The organism is Chryseobacterium tructae (genome assembly GCF_030409875.1).
In the GTDB taxonomy this organism is placed as follows: Bacteria; Bacteroidota; Bacteroidia; order Flavobacteriales; family Weeksellaceae; genus Chryseobacterium; species Chryseobacterium tructae.
On the sequence record NZ_JAUFQR010000001.1, the window covers coordinates 980,039 to 998,496 of the forward strand.

Annotated in this window: 18 protein-coding genes and 1 pseudogene; 6 read left to right on the forward strand and 13 right to left on the reverse strand. The window is 32.4% G+C overall.

Going from position 1 to position 18,458, the window contains the following annotated elements; translation table 11 throughout:
• The first annotated feature begins 25 nt into the window (after positions 1 to 25).
• Entirely contained in the window at positions 26 to 550 is a 525-nt protein-coding gene (locus QWZ06_RS04745; RefSeq protein ID WP_290296055.1) for an SRPBCC family protein, read from the forward strand.
• Between the two features lie 32 nt (positions 551 to 582).
• Here the strand turns inward: QWZ06_RS04745 and QWZ06_RS04750 are convergent.
• Positions 583 to 867: pseudogene (locus QWZ06_RS04750) on the reverse strand (DUF805 domain-containing protein); the annotation flags it as partial.
• A 103-nt stretch (positions 868 to 970) separates the two neighbouring features.
• Between QWZ06_RS04750 and QWZ06_RS04755 the strand changes: the two are divergent.
• The 5 genes from QWZ06_RS04755 (at position 971) to rimM (ending at position 4,145) form a co-directional block, all read left to right on the forward strand.
• Positions 971 to 1,420: a hypothetical protein gene (locus QWZ06_RS04755; protein WP_290296057.1), complete on the forward strand. Its 450-nt coding sequence runs from the start codon at positions 971 to 973 to the stop codon at positions 1,418 to 1,420.
• A gap of 182 nt (positions 1,421 to 1,602) precedes the next feature.
• Positions 1,603 to 2,115 (forward strand): nitroreductase family protein, encoded by a 513-nt coding sequence (locus tag QWZ06_RS04760; protein ID WP_290296059.1) that lies wholly within the window; start codon positions 1,603 to 1,605, stop codon positions 2,113 to 2,115.
• Between the two features lie 9 nt (positions 2,116 to 2,124).
• Positions 2,125 to 2,928, forward strand: coding sequence for a WG repeat-containing protein (locus QWZ06_RS04765; protein WP_290296060.1), 804 nt, complete (start codon positions 2,125 to 2,127; stop codon positions 2,926 to 2,928).
• Between the two features lie 105 nt (positions 2,929 to 3,033).
• Entirely contained in the window at positions 3,034 to 3,588 is a 555-nt protein-coding gene (locus QWZ06_RS04770; RefSeq protein ID WP_290296063.1) for a 30S ribosomal protein S16, read from the forward strand.
• 14 nt (positions 3,589 to 3,602) lie between these two features.
• A complete protein-coding gene (rimM, locus tag QWZ06_RS04775; RefSeq protein WP_290296065.1) occupies positions 3,603 to 4,145 on the forward strand; it encodes a ribosome maturation factor RimM in 543 nt (180 codons plus the stop codon).
• A gap of 52 nt (positions 4,146 to 4,197) precedes the next feature.
• On the opposite strand, the gene QWZ06_RS04780 is transcribed toward rimM, so the two are convergent.
• From QWZ06_RS04780 to QWZ06_RS04835, 12 genes are all read right to left on the reverse strand, one after another.
• Positions 4,198 to 5,859, reverse strand: a complete 1,662-nt coding sequence (locus tag QWZ06_RS04780) for a serine hydrolase domain-containing protein (protein WP_290296066.1) — start codon at positions 5,857 to 5,859, stop codon at positions 4,198 to 4,200.
• Positions 5,860 to 5,944: 85 nt separating this feature from the next.
• A complete protein-coding gene (locus QWZ06_RS04785) occupies positions 5,945 to 6,859 on the reverse strand; it encodes a helix-turn-helix domain-containing protein (RefSeq protein WP_290296068.1) in 915 nt (304 codons plus the stop codon).
• A gap of 100 nt (positions 6,860 to 6,959) precedes the next feature.
• Positions 6,960 to 7,799 (reverse strand): SDR family NAD(P)-dependent oxidoreductase, encoded by an 840-nt coding sequence (locus tag QWZ06_RS04790; protein ID WP_290296070.1) that lies wholly within the window; start codon positions 7,797 to 7,799, stop codon positions 6,960 to 6,962.
• 119 nt (positions 7,800 to 7,918) lie between these two features.
• The gene (locus QWZ06_RS04795; RefSeq protein ID WP_290296072.1) at positions 7,919 to 8,725 is read right to left on the reverse strand and encodes a helix-turn-helix transcriptional regulator; all 807 of its coding nucleotides are present in this window, start codon (positions 8,723 to 8,725) and stop codon (positions 7,919 to 7,921) included.
• Between the two features lie 391 nt (positions 8,726 to 9,116).
• A complete protein-coding gene (locus tag QWZ06_RS04800) occupies positions 9,117 to 10,334 on the reverse strand; it encodes a hypothetical protein (RefSeq protein ID WP_290296075.1) in 1,218 nt (405 codons plus the stop codon).
• A gap of 185 nt (positions 10,335 to 10,519) precedes the next feature.
• The gene (locus QWZ06_RS04805) at positions 10,520 to 11,410 is read right to left on the reverse strand and encodes a tetratricopeptide repeat protein (protein WP_290296077.1); all 891 of its coding nucleotides are present in this window, start codon (positions 11,408 to 11,410) and stop codon (positions 10,520 to 10,522) included.
• A 330-nt stretch (positions 11,411 to 11,740) separates the two neighbouring features.
• Positions 11,741 to 12,166 (reverse strand): hypothetical protein, encoded by a 426-nt coding sequence (locus QWZ06_RS04810; RefSeq protein ID WP_290296079.1) that lies wholly within the window; start codon positions 12,164 to 12,166, stop codon positions 11,741 to 11,743.
• A 25-nt stretch (positions 12,167 to 12,191) separates the two neighbouring features.
• Positions 12,192 to 13,139 carry a hypothetical protein gene (locus QWZ06_RS04815; RefSeq protein ID WP_290296080.1) on the reverse strand — a complete coding sequence of 316 codons (948 nt, stop codon included), beginning with the start codon at positions 13,137 to 13,139 and terminating at the stop codon, positions 12,192 to 12,194.
• Entirely contained in the window at positions 13,108 to 15,342 is a 2,235-nt protein-coding gene (locus tag QWZ06_RS04820) for a M23 family metallopeptidase (RefSeq protein ID WP_290296083.1), read from the reverse strand. The genes QWZ06_RS04815 and QWZ06_RS04820 overlap by 32 nt, the downstream gene beginning before the upstream one ends.
• A gap of 27 nt (positions 15,343 to 15,369) precedes the next feature.
• Entirely contained in the window at positions 15,370 to 16,224 is an 855-nt protein-coding gene (locus QWZ06_RS04825) for a DUF4280 domain-containing protein (RefSeq protein WP_290296085.1), read from the reverse strand.
• A 1-nt stretch (position 16,225) separates the two neighbouring features.
• Positions 16,226 to 17,239, reverse strand: a complete 1,014-nt coding sequence (locus tag QWZ06_RS04830) for a hypothetical protein (protein WP_290296086.1) — start codon at positions 17,237 to 17,239, stop codon at positions 16,226 to 16,228.
• 259 nt (positions 17,240 to 17,498) lie between these two features.
• On the reverse strand, positions 17,499 to 18,428 hold the full coding sequence (locus tag QWZ06_RS04835) for a helix-turn-helix domain-containing protein (protein WP_290296088.1): 930 nt from the start codon (positions 18,426 to 18,428) through the stop codon (positions 17,499 to 17,501).
• Between the last annotated feature and the right edge of the window lie 30 nt (positions 18,429 to 18,458).

Below are 18,458 nucleotides of genomic sequence, written 5' to 3' on the forward strand. Positions count from 1 at the left end.
GTAAATAACCTTAAATATATAGACTATGAAAACACTCTTAAAATTGATCGGCGCTATTCTTCTGCTGGTTATCGTATATGCAGTAGTTGCCATGTTGACCTTTAGTAAAGATTATCATTATGAAAAATCTATTGTCATTAATGCTCCCAAAGAAAAAGTATGGCTGCATACAAATTCTTTAAAGGCATATAATACATGGGATCCTTTTTCTAAAGAAATCAAGAATTTCTCAGTTACTTATTCGGGAACAGGGGATCAAATAGGAGATTCTTATCACTGGAAAGGTGATGATAGTGAAGGAGAGCAATCCATCACAGCAATTAGCCCCAATGAAAAACTGGTTACCCAGCTTCATTTCATAAAACCTTTTGAGGGAACTGCAAAAAGTAATATTGTATTGGCTTCGGAAGGGAATGGAACAAAAGTAACCTGGATGATAGATAATGAACTGAATGCTATGATGAAAATAATGAGGCCTATGATGAACAGCAATATGGACAAGATGTTCGGCCAGGGACTGAATGATCTGAAGAAATTATCGGAAAAATAAATAAGAAGCCTTGTAAATATTTACAAGGCTTCTTATTGAATAGGAGCTTCTCCGTATTTGTTTTTTCCTGTATCTCCTTCGTTAATAAGCATCAGAAAGCCATAAAAAGGGATTAGCTGATACCAACCACTTTCTCCCATATCGTGACACCTTTGGGTTCCCTGTGCCAACAGGAAAAGCAGCCCTGGAATAAGTACAAAGATTGAAATGGTTAGTAATAATAAAGGAGGAACTATTCCCTTACAAAGTTTAAGTGTTGTTGTAATTCCGAAATCAATCAATAAAGTGAGTGCATATTCTTTATTGGAAATTCTTCCTTCAAAGCAAAAGGATTTTTAAACATGATTCTATTTTAGTTTTTATAATTTCAAAAGTATAAATTATTTTAAAAATATTATCTTTATATAAAGAAACGATTGTATGGAGAAGCTTGTATTTGAAAAAAGTGATATCAGAGACTTTGTAAAAAACACCATAGCAGAAAAAATTGAGAAACTTAAAAACTTCATTGAATTTACTCTGGAGGCTAGCCGTGATATCAAAAAAACACCCAAATATGATAGTATGCGGGAAGAAATGCAGGAAGAAATTTATCAGATGCAGCGACAGCTAGGTGCTTTAAATGATCTTAAACGGAACATGGGGAAAGTCCTGAATACCGCAACAGACCGGGTTCAAATAGGTTCTTTGGTGATTACTAATAAGGCTCGTTTTTATATTTCAGTTTCATTAGGCGAATTTTTCTTTGAAGGAGACAGGTTTTATGCCATCTCTCCTGAAAGTCCTATGGCCAAAAAAATGATGGGAATGAAAGCCGGAGATGAATTTACACTCAACAAAATTCATCAGAAAATTGTAGAAGTACTGTAATTTTATTGTCAATCGTGAATTTTGCTTCGCAAGTGAATAGTGAATTAGGATTGTCTGCAAAATTGAAAGCATAGCAAATTGACCATTGCCTATCCACCTTTATTTATTTCTCCAACCAGAATTTACATTAAAATTTTTATCCTACCTCTCACATTTTAACCTACATGTTGTATTTTTGTTCTATGAATAAAGCAGAAGTTTTAAAAGAAATTATAGAGCAAAGACGAAGTATTTTTCCAAAGGATTATACTGACGCAGAAATTTCTCAGGAAGTTATTGATGAGATCTTACATTCGGCGACTTTAGCTCCCAATCATAAGCGTACCAAACCTTGGCGTTTCAAAATATTCAAAGGAGAAGAGAAGGCAAAATTGGCTTCAGAAATGCAGGCCATCTATAAAGCTACTCAACCTGAACAGTTATTCCTTGAAAAAAAATATAATGACATAGGGTTTAAAATCAATAAAGCCAATGTAGTGGTTTCTATTGTAGTGAATTTCAGTGGAATGGTTCCTGAATGGGAAGAAATTGCTGCCACTTCTATGGCCGTTCAGAATATGTACCTAAGCTGCACAGCCAATAATATAGGTTGCTACTGGAGTTCCCCTAAGATTGTTGATGAGCTGAAAGAATCTCTTACCATTGAAGAAAATCAAAAATGTCTGGGGCTTTTCTACATGGGAGAATTAGATTAACTGCATTTTATGACTAAAAAACTATTTATAGCCTTGTTTGGGGTTATGATTTTTAACTCTGTCTCTGCTCAGATCCCTATATCAGTGCCTGATTTCAATACCTACAAATTTTCAGAAGGAAATAAACTGGGTATTAGAAATAGGGAAGGTATATTGCTAAAAGCAGAATATGACCAAATTTGGGAGCGTGATAAAGACCTTTATAGTCTTACTAAATCTGGTAAGATGAATGTTTTTTATTTGGATAGGTTTATTTTGCCTACCGCAGTAGATGAGGTAAACTTTATATCAGATGCTATAGTAGCAGTAGATAAAGGAGAGAAGTCTATTTATGTTCTTGATACCAATAATCAATACAAATTTGTTTTAAAGACAAAAAACAACCTTGTTGTGAACAATGGCTTTACGTTGGTTTTAAGTGATGAGTCAGGAAAGAAATTCTTTTATTTCAAAAACGGAGCATCTCTTCCAGATAAATATTCTTATTCCAATATTTATAATAATGTCATTATGACCTCCATTGACCGGAAATGGGGGCTGATAAAAGATGGAAGAGAAATTACACCTTTCATATATGATTCAATGGACACTATTGGGCGTTTTTATAAACAGAGAAGTGATTATGGATATCTGCTACGCTATAAAACAGCAAAATATTTTATTGCAGAACTCAATCAAAAGTTTGGAATCATAAATGTCGAAGGTAAAATAGTACTTCCTATTAAGTATGATAAGATTGTTCTGGATGAAGAAACCAATACCTATACCCTTTATTTGAATGGTAAGGAAGAAGCTTTTGATGGAAACAAATAAAAAAAGCTATAAATCTTATATTTTAGATTGTTAGATTGAATTTTTTATATATCTTTGCACTCTTAAATATTTAACTGGGACGAGTTCCCGTAAAATTCAAACATTATGTCAGTAAAAATCAGATTACAAAGACACGGTAAAAAAGGAAAACCTTTTTTCCACATCGTGGTTGCAGATTCTAGAGCTAGAAGAGATGGTAGATTCATCGAAAAACTAGGAACTTACAACCCAATTACTAACCCAGCAACTATCGAGTTGAACGTTGATTCTGCTGTACAGTGGTTAAACAACGGTGCTCAGCCTACTGATACTGCTAGAGCTATTTTATCTTACAAAGGTGCTCTTTACAAAAAACACTTACAAGGTGGTGTTGCTAAAGGTGCTTTTGATCAAGCTGAGGCTGAAAAAAGATTTAATGCTTGGTTAGAAGCTAAAGAATCTAAAGTACAAGGTAAAGTTGATGGTTTAGCTACTGCTAAATCTGATGCTAAAAAAGCTGCTTTAGAAGCTGAAGTAAAAGTAAATGAAGCTAGAGTTGCTGCTGTTGCACAAGCTGAAGCTGATGCTAAAGCTGCTGAAGAAGCTGCAAACGCACCTGCTGAAGAAGTGGCTACAGAAGGAGAAGCTGCTGCTGAAACTGAAGAAAACACTGAAGCTTAAGAACATTTCCGGTTATGCGTAAAGAAGATTGCTATTTGTTGGGGAAAATAACACGCAGACACGGACTTGCGGGCAACGTTATTCTAAAATTGGATACCGATCAGCCTGAGCTTTACAATAAATTGGAATCAATATTCGTTGAAATCAACGGATTATTGGTTCCATTTTTTATTGAAAAATCATCCTGGAGCAAACTAGATGCTCTGAATCTTGCATTCAAAAACTCTTCTGAAGCAATGGTAGATCAGGTTTTAGGTAAAAGTGTTTACCTTCCTTTGACTTCATTGCCTAAGCTTTCTGGAAAACAATTCTATTACCACGAAATCATCGGATTTGAAATTTTAGATGAAAATGACAACAACTGTGGCGTAATCAGATCTGTAAATGATCAGACAGCACAGGTATATTTCATCACCAATCTGGATGGAAAAGAAGTGGTTATTCCTATGATCAAAGACTGGATTCTTGAAGTTGATAGAGAGGAAAGAACCATCAAAATGGTACTTCCTGAAGGTCTTATTGATGTTTTTCTAGTTCCTTCTAAGAAAGACGAATAATTGTTGTTGCTATCAACCATCGTTCTGTCTCATTATCATTTTCCTTTCATTATTATTTGAAATTTTCATTACCCGTCATTAAGGCTGGTAAAAGATATTCTTCTACGATTTTGTCAACTTGTGAATGAGCGTAAGGCTTATTATATGCTGTCGCTGTAATAACCATCACAACCGGGATATCTACAAATACAATGATCTTGTTTCCACCATTCCCACTACACTGATAAGCTTCCAGATTTTTGTTTCCCATTGTATATATTTTTCTCCAGAACAAATACCCATAGCCTTCAAAATCTTTGTTATCTGTGAAATAGTTCGTGAAAGATTTCTTTATCCACTCTGTATTTAAGATCATTTTTCCATTCCAGATCCCTTTATTTTTATACAATTGCCCGAATTTTGCAAAATCTAATGTTCTCATTCGTAGGCCACCTGCTAAAGAAGGCTTTTGTTGAGGAGTAAGTTGCCATTTGTAGTTTTTGATTCCAAGAGGCTGAAATAATTTTTTATCAGCATATTCTTTCAATCCTTTGGGAAGCGATTTATCTAAAATATCACCTGCTACGACAACTCCTGCTGTGAAATAATTCCAGTTTTTTCCGATTTTGTTTTCAGTCATAGGTAAATTCAAGGTAAATTTCACCCAATTATCAGTAGGATACATATTTTCTTCGTTCCCTGGAGACTCAGAATCCTGATCATTCCCATCAAAACCTGAACTCATTGTTAATAGGCTTTTTATGGTAACACTATCTTTTCGGGATGAATAATTTTCAAATGATTTTAAATCATAAAATTCTTTCAGATGCTGATCTTCGTTTTTAAGAAAACCCTCTTGGATAGCGATTCCCATCAATGTAGAAGCAAATGTTTTTCCAACCGAACGTGTATCCTGTAAAGAATCTCTTCCCGATCCATTAAAATATTCTTCCAGAAGGAGCTTCTCATTTTTAATAACGACAATGCTGGTAATACTTTTGAATCTTTCTTCTGCAATTTTTTGATTCAGATTTCTGATTGTGTTAGTATCCAGTTTTTCCTTAGATATTTTCCATTCTTGGTTAGGCTGAATAGGTTGAACAGCTGTCTGCTGCTCTGAAATATTTTTTTGTGGAACATTGAGATTTAATTCTCCTTGAGCAATAATAGACCCTGTCTTTACTGTAACTCCTTTCAGGTAAGGACGGATTTCAATTTTTAAAATATGATTCCCACTTGTTAATGCATCAATTCCGTTATTCTGTCTATAAAAACGCATCCATAAGTATCTTCCCCATGAATCTTCATTCTTACTGCTGATAAGAGGAATTCTTACAGTGGTTTTCATTTTTTTATTTTCTGGAGTTCCAGCACCTGGATTGAGATTTTCTGTATAAATAAGCCTTCCGTCGACCAGAAATGAGAATTGATAATTTCCGTTTTTAAGGAGTTCATCAATAGTCAAGGCAGGTTCAATTTGATGAAGATAATTAACCAGAGAATTATCAAAATAGGCATGAATACCCAGATCGCCATTTTCCTGGAATATAGAAGAAGTAAGAATATCTGAGTCTTTCAGATTTTCAAGGGCTATATTTTTGTTAAGAAAAACAATTTTTCCGGAATATTTTTTCTGAATAGGATTCTCAATTTTTTCGGGATTGATTATATTTTTGTTTTGTCCCTGGTGTAGATGAAAAGTGAAAATAAGGATCAATAATAGAATGGGTTTCATGGTAAGAAGTATTTGAGCAAAAATAATAAACTTCTTTATGGTAAAATAGAATAAAATTAACATGACTATTTTATAACCACGTATTTTAATTGAATAGCTTTCTAAATTCTCCCGGTGACTGATTTGTTTTTTGTTTAAATAGCTTACTGAAAGACTGCGGATGTTCAAAACCGAGTTCGTAAGCAATTTCACTCACGGATAAACGGGTAGTGCTTAAACGTTCTTTCGCAGAATCAATTAATTTATTTTGAATATGCTGTTGTGTGTTTTGCTGTGTATGAAGACGAAGTAGGGTTCCAAGGTAATTGGGTGAAATATTCATCTGGTCGGCTATACATTTCACAGAGGGAATTCCATTTTCTATAAGGTTTCCGCCCTCAAAATATCTGGAGAGAATATCTTCAAATTTATAGAGCAATTCATGGCTTGATTTTTTTCGGGTAAAAAACTGACGTTCATAAAAACGGTCAGAATAAATCAACAATAACTCAATCTGTGCAATAATCAGCTCTTGTGTAAATTTATCAGTGTTCGACTGATATTCACGTTCAATATTTTTAAGAATTTCAACAATAATTTTTTCTTCTTTATCTGAAAGAAAGAGAGCTTCTTTTACCTGGTAGCTGAAGAAATCGTAAGATTTTATTTTTTTTGTTAATGACGTGTTCCAAAGAAAATCAGGGTGAATCAGCAATAAAAATCCTGTCGGTTCTACTTGGACATCCTTTCTTATTTCCAGACTTAAAAACTGCTGTGGCGAAACAAAGCACAATACTCCTGAATCAAAATCATATTGTTGCTGACCATAATTGAATTTCGGATTCACATTCTTCTTCAAACCGATCGAATAAAAATTCTGAATCCATTTCAACTCTTCATCTTCTACGATATAATGTACTCTACTATAATCTATCAGGCTGATCAGAGGATGCTCAGGCTTGGGAAGATTACAGAAAGTATGAAAATCTGTAATAGAATTAAAACGAAGGGGCTGTTTCATAATAGCTAAGTTAATTGTTTTTGCAAAAGGATAACGTATTGTTTCAGAAAGACATCAACTCCGCTCAGAGCGATCAGAGTTGATGGATATCATGATGATATTAAATTGCCGTTGAAACAGTCAGGTTTTCCCATTTTTCAGCGTCTTTCTTTAAGATATCAATTTTATTATTGAGAAATTCCATAGTTCCTACTCCTAATAATAAATGAACAGGAGGATTTTTCTCTTTGCTGATCTGGATCAGGACATCAGCTGCTTTCACTGGATCATTAGGCTGATTTCCGTTGATTTCATTAAGGTGAGCCTGCTCCGATTGTCTTGCTGCTTCATAGGCTTGAATAGGATTTGAAGGGGTTCTCACAGAATCTTTATGTAAGAAATCCGTACGGAAGTATCCTGGATAAACAACTGTAGCATGAATTCCGAAATCTTTTACTTCTTCAGCGAGTGCTTCTGTAAATCCGGCTACCGCAAATTTTGTTGAACAGTAAATTCCCCAGCCCGGAAAATTTGCTGAATATCCACCTACAGAAGATATATTGAAGATGTTTCCTGATCTTTGCTCACGAAGATAGGGAAGGGCATTTCTAATGACGTTTAATGTTCCGAAAACATTCACTGCATAATTTTCTCTAGCCTCTTCATCGGTAAGCTCTTCCAGAGTTCCGATTTGTCCGTACCCTGCATTGTTGACTACTACATCAATTTGTCCGAAATGCTCAACCGTCTTTGAGATCACAGATTTTATGTCATCGTTGTCTTTAATATTGACGTTAAGTGGAAGGAAGTTTTCAGATGTTTTTCCAAAGGCCGATATCAGAGATTCAATGGTACGGCTTGTTGCAGCAACCCGGAATCCTTCGGATAATAATTTTTTTACCAACTCAAATCCTAAGCCTTTTGAAGCTCCTGTCACAAACCATACTTTTTTTGTTTCCATTTTTAAATATTTTTTTGTTTAAATGATGGTACAAAGATGAAAACTTACACTCATGGAAATGTAGCCGAATCGGAGAATGATGTATCCAAATCGTGAATGGTCATTGTATTTGAAAGATTTTAGCGAGTTTTCAGGAGATTTCTGTATTTCAATGGGGTGATGCCTATATTTTCTTTGAAGCACCGGATGAAATGACTTTGATCTGAAAAACCGCATTCCAGAGCAATATCCGTCAAAGAAGATGGCGAATTGAGAAGTTCCATAGATTTATTAATCTTTAATTTCCGGAGATATTCTCCCAGATTGCAATGAAAATATTTATGAAAATCCCTGCTTAAATGGATAGGATGGATGTTCAATGCCTTAGATAGTTCTACCAGATTAAGGGTTTCAGCAACATTTTCATGTAAAATCTCATTAATCTGACCTGCCCACAACGGTTTTCTTTCTTTGATTTCCCTCTCGTGGGTTAATTGACTGAAAAGATGCAGTAATAACTGATTGACCGTCATCTCAAGAGATGTATTATTGGTTTTCGTTTCTTTAAAAATTTGATGTACCAATAGCTTGAAGGCTGGATTTTTTATATTGAAGCTGCCTTCAACCTTGTTTTTCTGAAGGCCAAACTGTTCAAACCAATTTTGAGTGATTTCAATGTGGAAGCCTCTGGTAAAAACATCCGGTTTCCTATTATAGTGCGGATCTTCCCAATGGTGATACAATAATGTTCCTGCTGAGCATCCGTATGTTTCTTTCTTGTTTCCTTCCGTCATATTGCCCTGAAGGAGAAAAGTAAAGTAAGCATTTTCGTGATAATGCCAGTCTACATAAGGATGAGTATATTCCGTATCAGTGATCGTTAATCCTTCTAAATTGATTCTTTGATTGGTTTCCCCAAAATATTCGCCGTTACGAAGACTGTTCATGATAGATTTTGTTTTAACCGGTTAATCTGTTCATACATTTTATTAAAGAACTTTTTCCTGTCTCGATTTCCTGAAGTATTCAGTGACTTTGAATTTTTAATCTGGTGTTCAAAATAATTCAGCGTTTCCTGACAGGTTTTAGCATCATTAATTAAAATATATCCAAATGTTTCCTGAATTTGCAAAAAAAAATTAGAAAAATGAATGAATAAATTTTATTTCATTTTCTTTTGCCTTATGAAAGTAAATATTCAAAGAATCTATTGAGCCTTTTTCTGAATTAAATTATTATTCAGAATTTTATTTGAACCATGATTATTTTGACCGGAAGAATTACATTCAATAAATAATAAGCATATTACAAAGAAATATATTTTCATCAAATTAAACATTAGTAAGAAGCACCTGATTCAAACTCTAATGCAAAGCTGGAAGCATTTTTTAAGTGTGGTAAATTATAATAATTATTCTGTTTAAAATTTTCTTCAATTTGTTGCCAATCCTTACTGTTTTCTTTATTTGAATTATAAAAAATAAGCCCTAAATAACTAAAACGTCCAATATTAGTATTACCTATGTTTTTATATTTCATAAATAAAAAATCATAAGTATTGGCTATATAAGCTCTTATTTTAATAATTTCTTTTTCATCCCAATTATTATTTTTATCATTTACATCATATGCTGCAATAGCATTTACGTAATTTTGAGTCTTTTCATCTTCTGTTGTATTGTCTTCTATATATTTTAAGATGCCTTCTCTTATTTCTAATTCACCTTTGCAATTTCTTACAAAAAGAAACTGGTTAACAAAATCATTTGCTTTAGATTCATTTCTTTTCATTACCCATTCTAGTAAATCTTTATCCTTTGTATATCCAAATATCTTAACTAATGATTCTAAAAAATATTCATCATTAGACTTTAGCCAGGCAAGACTAGCTTTATTGTCATTAAATAAATATTTATTTCTATTAACAATTTTTTGAGTATTGTTATATCTGGTATTCTTTAAATCTTCTAAATTTTTCCATTTTTCAATTTTAATTTCATCACCATCTTTATCTTTATAAGTATCAATCGATTTTAATTCGGCTTCATGTAATTGAGGATATTTTTTTTCATAATCAACTAATTCTGGCAAATAATAAAAATCGGTAATCATTTTTTGATTTTTAATAATGTAAGTTCCGTTGTAATCAGTTCCATTATTAGGGTATTTTATAATGTTTTTATTACATCTATCAAAATAGTTTAAATAAATAATATTGTTATTAGAATTCATTTCTAAAATTCTGTTGAAGATTTCTTTTATTTTGGATTTAAAGTCTTCATCAGAAATTTGTATATAACCATTTTTCTTTAAAATATCATTAGTAACTAGAGACACCTCATTTAATTCATCAATAGAAAATTCAGGTTTTGGCATTTCTACTCCTGCTTCTTGAAAATATTGTGCAGCTCCATATGCTAATTGTTTTTTTATAATTTCTTCTATTTTTGTGATATTGCTGTTATTTATATCTTTTTTATCTTCAATGGTAACTTTACTTTCCTTCTGACAAGAAAAAAGTTGACACGCAAATAATATTAAAACGAGGTTTTTCATTATTCTAAAATCTTATCTAAATCAAAATTTTCAAGTGATTTTCCTCTTGTTGAGGTTGTTTGGGTAGGGGAGTGTTGGTTTTCTGTGGTGTGCTTGTTCTTTGTGGTGTAGAGGGTTTAGGTTGTAGTTTTTTGTAATCTGGGTTGGCTACATCTACATTAGTTTGGTTGATAGCAAAATATCAATTACTTACTTCTTTCATAAACTCTTTGTGGAATTTTTGATAAATTTTTATTTTGAGACTTCATTAGTGAAATATATTTGCTATAAGCTTCTTTAGCTTTTGTTTTTTCGTTTAACTCCCAATTTACATCTCCCAAATTTAACCATGCAACAACCCTATTAGGAAATTGTTTGACAATATTATCTAATAATAGTTTTGAATCATTATTAGCACCCATTTGTTGTAGATTATATGCTTGATTATTTGCGTTTTCAACATTTGTAATTTCTAGACTAATATTATTTACATTAGGATAATTAATGTAAAAATCTTCAATCGAAGATTTATAATTTATTTCACCAAGTAAATGCTTTTTTGAGTCATATATAAAAGCTTTAGGATTATCATTGTTAAATTTTTCCTCCAAATCAGAACCTAAAGTTTCTAAATCTTCATATTTTTTTTCATCAAGATTGTAATTGTCAAAATAGATTCTATTAATCAAAATTCCATCCCTTCCAAACTTGATAATTTCTTTGGAAAAAAGTTCAATGCCGCTATCTGAATAAATGAAATCATACTTTTCTTTAACTTTCGTTGTGGATGCATTTAATTCATATAATAAAGTAAAATTATTTTTATCCCCACGAATAAATTCTGTAGAAACTGACATTTCATTTATGATGAAGTCTCTATAAATGATTTGCTTATCATTACATTCTAGTATCAAATCTTTATTTCGAGTTGATATTTTACACGGGTTTAAGTTATTGTCATTTTCTAAACTGTTTGAAACTTGAATATTATTCTTTATTAAAGTCGCATTTTTTTCTATGACATTCTCATGTTTTTTCTCCTTACAAGAAGAATTAAAAAATACAAATGATGTAATAATTATTAATATATACTTCATATAATTATTTTATATTAAGATTACAAATAATCTTTAATTGCATTATATACAACTTGTCCCTCACCTTTCTTTAGGTTTCATTACATTATCTACAATAAAATTAATAGACTTGGCAATTAAATTTTCTCCTTGCTGAGGTTGGGCTGGCGGAGGTATATTTGTTCTTTGCGGTGTGCTGGGCTTAGGTTGTGGCTTTTGTATCCGGGTTTTGAATGTTATATATTTATGTATTTCTCTTTATTTATATGTTTGTTCAACAGTAGAATAAAGATAATTAATCACCATCTTTTCAAAATAGGCTTAAAAATGATAATAAAATTATTAAATGTGTCATTCCTTCTTAAGCTCCTGCCAATCTTGATTAATAAAACGTTTGCTCTTTATAAAAAAATTATTGTTTTCTTTTTTGATATAAAAATCATTTGTGTCATCTTCATCACATTTTCCTGAACCAGATAATATGTTATTTTCTTTTTGTAGCGTGTAATCTCCTTCACAGTTATAATCTTGAGGATTTTCTGCACCAATGTTTAAAATGGCTTTAGATAAAGAATTTATGGTAATGTAATATCTTAAAATAAATTTTTTATTATCCGCAATACTAATAGCATCTGTTTTAATTGAATAATTGCCTAGCCAAGTTTTATCAGGAGGAGATAATTTTTCATGAACAAAATTATTTTCCTTTTTACAAGAAAAAAGGATTAATAAAAAAAAGACACATATTATTCTATTTAATTGCATTTCCATTTTCATCAAGTTTTTTATAACTGCAATATATTTAATGCATTAAAATCCATTTATTATAAGTTCCTTCTCCTCCAACACTTTTTATGTAAAATTTTTCATTCTCTTTCTTAATATAAAATTTTGGGTCAATAGAAATACATGAAAGCTCATTATCAAAATAATATATTTCCAATTGATTGTTTTTTTCTAGTGCAAAATATTTCCCTTCACATAAATTAGATTCATGATATGTTGTTAAAGACAGATGTATATTATTCTTTTTAATAATAAAATTATATGATATGGAAGCCATTCCTGTTGTTGTAGCTTCTGTATCTACTGAAACAGAATGTGAACCATCATAATTTTGAGTAAGATTACCAATATTTCTAAACCATTCTCTTTGAATTAAGCTAGTTTTAAAGGCTAATAAATTTTCTGAAATTTTGGCAGTTTTTGCTTCACCAATTAATTTCCACTTATTATTTTCATATAAATAGAAAGAAGTAATAGCACCAGGTTTTAAATCAAACTCACCATCTTCACCTCCTAAATAAGAAATATATTTATTTGGAAGATAGGAAGCAATAATATAGTAATCTTTATTATTTATTAATTTCTTTATATCATCCGATTTATATGCTGCATCTTCTGGACTTGAATATTTAGAAAAATAACCATTTGTATTATCAACATTCCAAAAATATTGAATGTTATCAGTTTTTCCAATATAGTCAACAGTAAAGCTTCCTACCTTTTTGGACAAAAAAGAATAGGTAGGATAAGGATTCGGAGAATCTGGGATTGTAAATCCTTGATCTTGATATTTTTTATCTAAAAAGTTAATGGAAGATTCAACAATACTTTTTATTTCTTTTTTTTGAGTAGCAGTATTTGCTTTATCTTTATCTTGTCCATTGCAACTTTGTAATGAAATTGCAAATAATATTAATATTAATTTTTTCATTTTATTTGATAGGATTTCCTTTTGTTGTTTCATCAAATTTTGTTTTCATAAATTGCTCTGCATCAATCCTTTTTTTGCTCCCAAAAAATTTATTTTCTCTTGATGCTTCAATGTGTACATGCCAATATCTAATTTCTATTCCTCTAGTTCCATTTGGTTTAAGTCCTGCATTTCCAGTACACCCTGATACTCCTATTGCTTCTCCATGCTTAACTTTCTGTCCCGCTTTCACTTTTACGCTATCCAAATGACAATAAATAATCCAAACATCTTTTCCTTCTTTATCTTTTGATTTTATAGTTATTGTATTTCCCATAGAATTTTTTCTATATTCCTGTGAACTGAAAGACGTTACTGTGTCCACAACCTCTCCACATAATAAAGAATGAATTTCAACAAATTTTCCTCCGCTGAGTATATCAGTTCCAGTGTGATAATAGCCATCAGGATAAGTTGAATTGTATCTTTTATCCCTATGAAACCTATTTTTGTTAGCATTATTACTTTGATCGTTAATTTTAGGGTTAGAAATTACATCTGCATATTCAAAACATTGAGAAGAATCACTTGGACACAGAGTTGGATTGTTTATTGGAGGTGTTGCATTATTATTACAATTAAATGTTGCTGGTTTATTTTTTTCACCATCATCATAACTGGAATGATATCTTTCTAAAATTTCTGACCGCTGAATATTTCCATCATTTTTGTATTTTCCTTTGCTTTTGGTGTCAACACTAGAATTTTGTCTATATTCTTCTGTGCCGTTTTCATAAAGTACATAACTATCGGCTTTTCCAACACCTTTTGGAGCAAATACATGCAAGTAAATATCTTCAGGAGATTTGATTTTATCTTTGCTTGGTTCAAAATATTTTTTTACATAATCTAATTGGTTAACTTCTCCCATTTTTGCAAATCGTAATTTCACTTCATGCAATTTGTCAAAACCAGTACCTGATGTAAATTCTCCAATCGCTTGCAATGCAGCTTGTGTAAATTGAATTAAACCAACCGCTCTAGAACTTCTCGAGATTTCTTTTCCTGTTTTTTTATCTTTTTTAATTAACCAAAAATCATCTTTTGTAATACTATTAACATCTCCTAAAGATTTTCCCATAATTTGATGTGCTTTAAATGAACCAGAAGTTTCAACATACATTACAGCCATTAAGCCACTTGCCATATCCATATAGTTATTTGGCCATAGAGCCTGGCAAATCTCAACAACTTTTTTTCTAAAATCGCAATTTACTTTTTCACCCCATACTAAATCTATATATTGCTCTTTACATAAACATGTTGTTAATATATTAGGTTTTGGCTGCACCTTTACCATTGAAGGACTTTTCGTTTTCTCAATAGTGAAAGTTTTCATTACATTATCAACAATAAAATTAATAGACTTGGCTAGTAAGTTTTCCTGTTGTGGCGGCGCAGGGGTGTTGGCTCTTTGTGGAGTATTAGGTTTGGGTTGTTGCGGTGTGCTGGGTTTAGGTTGTGGCTTTTTGTAATCCGGATTGGCTACATCTACATTGGTTTGGTTGGCATTTAGTATTTTGCCGTCATAACTTGCGGTAACATAAAACTCATGAAAAGCGCCTTCGCTGGTATCACCACGCATCATAAAGCGATTGGCAACCTGTTTCATTACGTTTTGGTCTGCACTTAATGATATTTCCGTTTCTGCAATTCCATTCCCATTTACCCTTGCAGGATAAGCCTTGTTGATACGGTTGTTTTTATTGATTTCAGCATTATGCCCGCCCCCTGGTGCATCATCTTCCCATAAATGAAAATTGATGGTTTTATTGAACATTCCCACACAATAAGCTCTGGCAACTAATTTATCTGTGTAGCTGGCTTTGTTCACATCCTTTGCTCCACGATTAAAAAGAACTACTTTGGTAATTTTAGGAACTTTACCTGAAGCCGGAATTATCTGTAATTCTCCCATTTTATGGGTTTCATTTTTCTGTGTAAAAATATTCTTGGTTTCTTTATACACTTCCAGCAGAAATTTTTCTCCTACCACTTGAGGTCCAAAGTTAAAGGGTACTGATAGGCCCGTTTTCTGTGGTTTTTTAGTGATGTCTATCCATTCTTTTCTATATAATCTTTTAATATACCAGGTATATTTAGGGTTTGTATCCAAATAGGCCAACCCTAAGCTATAATCTGTCAAAGTATAAATTTCGTCTTTTCCTGCAATAGGATTTTGAGATCCGTTAATCATAATGTTAATACCTAAAGTTAATAAATACTATTGATAATCATCAGAGAAATCTTTTCCCAGAATCTCTTCCTTAAACTCGTCAAAATTCACAACAGGATTATAGATCTGCTGCTCCCTGGAGTTGGCATTCTCAACATGAGATTTACCGGCTTCACTCTGCTGTCCATGTTTCAGGATGGTGATTTTTCCCCCTGTACTGCACATCAGTTCAGAAACTTCCGTAAGACAGTTTTTTTCCATCACTTTTACTTTTTCGTAAGGCTTTTGCCATTTCCCGGCGGGAGCATACGCACAAGGCAGGTAACCACCGGATGTCGGTTTAAGCTTACAATTTCCAAAAGGCATCGCCGGAGGATCAAAAGTAAGGTCATCTTCTGTTACGGCAAGATAATCGGCTTGTCCGTCGGCATCATTCCAATAGTGTTTTTGATGACTTGTAACTTTGAATTTCGGAAATTTAAACCCTTGATTACATTGGCACATTCCTTTTTGAACAACAAAATATTTTCCATCATGGGCATCAGATCCATCTTCGTTTTCCTTTTTTTTATTTTCCTTTTCCTGTTTTTTCTCTGTTTTTCCAGAGGATTGCTCTTCATGGTACTGCTGTTCTGAAGAATCTTGTGTATCTTGAATGGCTGAAGTCTGATTTTCCTCTTCTGAAGAGTTGATATTGGAAGTCTCTTGATGTTCGGCTTCATTGGTCATCAGCTTAGTATCTTCAGGAATAAGGATCTTCATTCCGGGAATAGGTTCTTGCACGATATCTTCCTCAGAACAGTGGAGGTTATGATAGGTCTTTAGAATGCCTTCATTTTTTAATCTGAATTTTTGGGCGAGTGAACTGAAAGTGTCACCCTGCTGTGTAACATAATTTTTCATATTATCCTTGTGTTATAGTGATATTGTGTTGATGAATAGGCTCTTCCTCATACTTCAGTAATAGGGAAGCTTTGGCATGAAGCAAGTCTTTATTTTTCTTATGAGTGGTGTATTTTAATGTAATCTCTCCTGATACAGTTTCTGTTGCAGCTTTATTGAGCCTTATTCCCCGAATCATTTCCTGTAAATTGTACAAATCTGTTGTTTTTCCTTTTATGGTAGTGATGACAAGATGATCATCTTCATTCTCCTGTTCAATATTCATCTTGCATTGTATAGGAAAGGAGTTTTGGAAAAAATAAAATACTTCTATCCAGTCTGTTTTTTTATGGAACCATTCCATTTTAGGGAATAAGGTCTGGAAGACCAGAGTACTTTGAAATTGCTGCAAAAGAAACTTTGCATCCAATGTATTATTCTCAAATGAATCCATATATTTTTTAGTGATCTCTCCTATATAGAAATCTTCAAGCTCTTTACGTTGGGTAGCAAAAATTGTAGTTATCTTCTTATGATCTGAAAATCCGGTGATTCTGCCTTGATGATCGAGTGTAAATTCAATAGGCATAATACTTTTCATACAGGCAATGGAAAGATCACTTACTTTATCGTCAGGAATATTTCCGTCAGACTTAAAGTCCTTCTGTGCATAGGTAAGAATCGTTTGGTTCTTGCGCAGATTCAGATCGATGATGTAATTAATCTTTACATCCGGCTGAAATGATGTTTCAATAGCTTCACAGATATTATAAGTCTTTGCAAAGAATGAATCTGATAAGACAACAGAAGGAAGATTGTTTTTTCTTTCCTGTTCCTTTTCTTTTTCTGTTTTGAAATTGGTTGGAACAAGCAATATTTTGACTTCATTAAGGTTTTCAAACCATACCCGATCCATTTTCTGACAATGAGAATTGTGAAACAGTTTAAGCTCCTCTCCGGTCATACCTATCCGTGAGGCAACGGATTTCAGCGTATCACCGTTGCGTACCTTATATTCGAAATAATCGATTTCCATTAAATGTGAATTATCTAGTAAATCTATTAAAAAACTGTACTTGAAATTCATTTTGAAGGTTAAATTTTAAAAATTGTAGTAAAACTACGACAACAAATTTTCAAAAACGTTAACTAAACCCACGGTAATTTTGCTTATTTGTGATAAAGAAAACACAACAATTCCCATCTGTTTGCCAATGCCTTAATACAGTGCTATTTCTTTATTTAGGATAATTGTCAATGAATTTTCAGAAGATTCCTTTATTTCAAGAGAGTAATTATGATAGATTTTGTTTTAACCGGTTAATCTGTTCATACATTTTATTAAAGAACTTTTTCCTGTCTCGATTTCCCGAAGTGTTCAATGACTTTGAATTTTTAATCTGGTGTTCAAAATAATTCAGCGTTTCCTGACAGGTTTTAGCATCATTAATTAAAATATATCCAAACATATTTGTAGGTAAAGCAAAAAGCGACTGCTGTGGATGGTGGAAAAAGATATCATTGGAAAGATGCATCAATTCATTTTCATACAAGTGAAACTTTGGATTATTTTCTGTCTTTTGCTCAATGTATTCTATTAACTCTTTTAATTCCAGTAAAATAATCTGTGCTTCATTTTTTTTCAAAAGGTCAGTTTCGTAGTAAAATAAAACCTGTTGCAGAATACTGGAAATAGTCATGTCATTCCATAATTCAGCGACATTTTGTTCTTCATATTTTCTTCTTAATTTCTGAGTGTCAGCTTCAAATTGAGGTGGTGAAAATTGTAAAAAGGGGATAAAAACCTGTTTGGCATTCAGTAAATTCATCCAGACATAGATTTTAAAGCGGGAAAGCAAAGTATCTGAAAGAGTATAGAAAAACGGAATATCCTTTGCCGAATAATAAATGGTCATTTTATCTGAAAGCGGCAGGTTTTCAAAGACGCTCAGATTATTTTGAAAGAAAGACTGGAGATCTTCTGTTTGAGTAACTGCCGAAGTTTTCTGGACTAATATCTGATGATCTGAAGTGAGAAACTGATCCAACGAAATCTGATAATATTTTGCGAGTTCAATAGCTTCTTCAAAACTGAATTTCGCCTTTAGTGAAGTTCTTCTATGGGCTGCATCATAGCTAATATTAAGAATATTGGCGATCTCATCATTCAGCGATTTATCACCGATTTTTCTTCGAACTTCCTTTAATAAAGCTTCCTGGTGCATGGTTTTGTGATTTTCACAAATGTACTATTT

Bases quoted from the DNA above. Each gene is read 5' to 3' on its own strand.
- QWZ06_RS04745 (WP_290296055.1), top strand. From the start codon at position 26: ATGAAAACACTCTTAAAATTGATCGGCGCTATTCTTCTGCTGGTTATC.
- QWZ06_RS04755 (WP_290296057.1), top strand. From the start codon at position 971: ATGGAGAAGCTTGTATTTGAAAAAAGTGATATCAGAGACTTTGTAAAA.
- QWZ06_RS04760 (WP_290296059.1), top strand. From the start codon at position 1,603: ATGAATAAAGCAGAAGTTTTAAAAGAAATTATAGAGCAAAGACGAAGT.
- QWZ06_RS04765 (WP_290296060.1), top strand. From the start codon at position 2,125: ATGACTAAAAAACTATTTATAGCCTTGTTTGGGGTTATGATTTTTAAC.
- QWZ06_RS04770 (WP_290296063.1), top strand. From the start codon at position 3,034: ATGTCAGTAAAAATCAGATTACAAAGACACGGTAAAAAAGGAAAACCT.
- rimM (WP_290296065.1), top strand. From the start codon at position 3,603: ATGCGTAAAGAAGATTGCTATTTGTTGGGGAAAATAACACGCAGACAC.
- QWZ06_RS04780 (WP_290296066.1), bottom strand. From the start codon at position 5,859: ATGAAACCCATTCTATTATTGATCCTTATTTTCACTTTTCATCTACAC.
- QWZ06_RS04785 (WP_290296068.1), bottom strand. From the start codon at position 6,859: ATGAAACAGCCCCTTCGTTTTAATTCTATTACAGATTTTCATACTTTC.
- QWZ06_RS04790 (WP_290296070.1), bottom strand. From the start codon at position 7,799: ATGGAAACAAAAAAAGTATGGTTTGTGACAGGAGCTTCAAAAGGCTTA.
- QWZ06_RS04795 (WP_290296072.1), bottom strand. From the start codon at position 8,725: ATGAACAGTCTTCGTAACGGCGAATATTTTGGGGAAACCAATCAAAGA.
- QWZ06_RS04800 (WP_290296075.1), bottom strand. From the start codon at position 10,334: ATGAAAAACCTCGTTTTAATATTATTTGCGTGTCAACTTTTTTCTTGT.
- QWZ06_RS04805 (WP_290296077.1), bottom strand. From the start codon at position 11,410: ATGAAGTATATATTAATAATTATTACATCATTTGTATTTTTTAATTCT.
- QWZ06_RS04810 (WP_290296079.1), bottom strand. From the start codon at position 12,166: ATGAAAATGGAAATGCAATTAAATAGAATAATATGTGTCTTTTTTTTA.
- QWZ06_RS04815 (WP_290296080.1), bottom strand. From the start codon at position 13,139: ATGAAACAACAAAAGGAAATCCTATCAAATAAAATGAAAAAATTAATA.
- QWZ06_RS04820 (WP_290296083.1), bottom strand. From the start codon at position 15,342: ATGATTAACGGATCTCAAAATCCTATTGCAGGAAAAGACGAAATTTAT.
- QWZ06_RS04825 (WP_290296085.1), bottom strand. From the start codon at position 16,224: ATGAAAAATTATGTTACACAGCAGGGTGACACTTTCAGTTCACTCGCC.
- QWZ06_RS04830 (WP_290296086.1), bottom strand. From the start codon at position 17,239: ATGGAAATCGATTATTTCGAATATAAGGTACGCAACGGTGATACGCTG.
- QWZ06_RS04835 (WP_290296088.1), bottom strand. From the start codon at position 18,428: ATGCACCAGGAAGCTTTATTAAAGGAAGTTCGAAGAAAAATCGGTGAT.